The sequence below is a fragment of the Streptomyces monomycini genome (assembly GCF_022271435.1).
Taxonomy (GTDB): domain Bacteria; phylum Actinomycetota; class Actinomycetes; order Streptomycetales; family Streptomycetaceae; genus Streptomyces; species Streptomyces monomycini.
Window position 1 is genome coordinate 1 of record NZ_JAFIQY010000086.1, and the last position, 1,873, is coordinate 1,873.

2 protein-coding genes are annotated in these 1,873 nt (G+C 65.3%); one reads left to right on the forward strand and one right to left on the reverse strand.

The window, feature by feature from the left end:
- Positions 1-6 precede the first annotated feature (6 nt).
- Positions 7-294: a hypothetical protein gene (locus JXZ78_RS39955; RefSeq protein WP_238783725.1), complete on the reverse strand. Its 288-nt coding sequence runs from the start codon at positions 292-294 to the stop codon at positions 7-9.
- 364 nt (positions 295-658) lie between these two features.
- Here JXZ78_RS39955 and JXZ78_RS39960 point away from each other — a divergent pair, with 364 nt between their 5' ends.
- The gene (locus JXZ78_RS39960; protein WP_030018077.1) at positions 659-1,672 is read left to right on the forward strand and encodes a helix-turn-helix domain-containing protein; all 1,014 of its coding nucleotides are present in this window, start codon (positions 659-661) and stop codon (positions 1,670-1,672) included.
- The last annotated feature ends 201 nt before the right edge of the window (positions 1,673-1,873 follow it).

The window sequence follows — 1,873 nt, forward strand, 5'->3', positions numbered from 1 at the left end:
GCGTTGTCACTGCTCTGGGCTGTCCGGATCCGGCTGTGGCCTAAGCAGTCCACCCCGGTACGGAGAAGGTGCCAGGAGCCCTTCGTAGAAGGGCGCCACCAGGGGCGTAAGGCATGAGACGACCTTCGCCTGGGCGAGGCCCGGATGCCGGTCGAGGGCTCTGCGCACCACGGCGTACGCGGTGCGCTCGGCCTGTTCGATGGACTCTGCGGCCAGGAAGAGGCCGATCGTCAGGGGCGGCCCGTCGTGCACCTCCACGTGTTCGATGCGTTCGCCGGCATCGGCACACGACATGAGAAATGTAGAGAAATCGGGAGGGATACAGCCATTGACGCCATCAAGGCGTACATGAACAAGGCGCATGCCTAGGAGCATCGGCGAACCAGGCTCCATGTACCAGGAGGCGAGCGTTCCGCATCCGGCCCAGGACGGAAGAGGACCGGACGAGACGCACCCCTCACGCCCCTTGCGCACGCGACCGAAGCGGCCAATGACCGTACGGCCGCGCCGAGTTAGTGGTTGCCTTCTGAACTATCGCCGCGCAGCGGGGAGTGAGGCACCTCATGGAGCGGCATGAGGACGCCGGCATCACTCCTCATGTATTCTCAGGTCGCTTATGTCGGTAAGTGAGTGGTTGCACGGAAAGAGATAGGCAAAGATGCCGGAGACATTAGGCCTGGCAGAGGCCGCCGAGCTCGTATACCGGACGATGCTTGCTCACCCCAGCGAGGGGCTCGATCGCATAAAAGAACTCGCCGGAATTCCCGAAGCCGATCTAAGAGTTCAACTGGCCCGCCTCAGCGAACTGGCCCTCGTTCGCCCAGTCGCCGACGATCCAGAGCGCTTGCGCGCAGTCTCCCCGAAAATCGGGATGAAAGTTCTTCTGGCCGAACGACAGGCCGCACTTGCCGCGGCGCAGCAGCAGCTGGAGAACGCGAGATACGCGGCCGAGAAAATCATCGCGGAATTCTCCCAGGTTCAGGACAGCGGTGACGGGGAGATCGAGAAGCTCTACCACCTGGACGAAATCCGAGAGCGGATCCGCCTGCTCTGCTCCGAAGTGCGGAAGGAGGTGATGGCTTTCACCCCTGACGGGGCCCAGACGGCGGCGAACATGGAAACCGCCAAGCCCCAGGACGCCGAGCTGCTCCGCCGCGGAGTCAAGATGCGCACGCTCTACCTGGACAGCCTGCGCAACAATCCTCCCACCATCGCCTATGCCAACTGGCTCGCGGAGAAGGGCGGACAGGTCCGCACGGTCCCTTCGCTCCCCATTCGGATGTTGATCATGGACCGGACGACTGCCCTGATTCCCGTGACGCGCGACGACAGCTCCGTGGGAGCCGTCGTGCTGCGCGGCGACGGAATCCTCGCGGCGCTGTGCGGACTCTTCGAGTCAACGTGGGAGCGGGCCGCCCCGCTCGGCTCCAACAAGGCGCAGGAGCGCGACGAGCGGGGACTCACCTCCGCAGAGGCTGAGGTCCTGAAGCTTCTCGCCAAGGGACACACGGACGAGCTCATAGCCAAGCGTGTCGGCGTCTCCTCGCGGACCGTCCGCCGTATCGCGGCGGACGTGATGGAAAAGCTGGACGCTCGCAGCCGGTTCCAGGCGGGCGCGCAGGCCGCCCTGGTGGGCTGGATCAGCGCGGACGACACCTCTTCGACCGTGTAACGCCGCGCAGCAGACGCCGCAGAGCGACATCGCTGAACGTCGGGAGAGTTCAGCGCCGCCCCAAGGCCGGGCCGCCCGCAGGAATCACTGCTGGGCGGCCCGGCTTCTGTACGTGCCCTGGGCCCCTACCCTGCCGGACCGTACCGGGGTGGACTGCTTAGGCCACAGCCGGATCCGGACAGCCCAGAGCAGTGACAACGC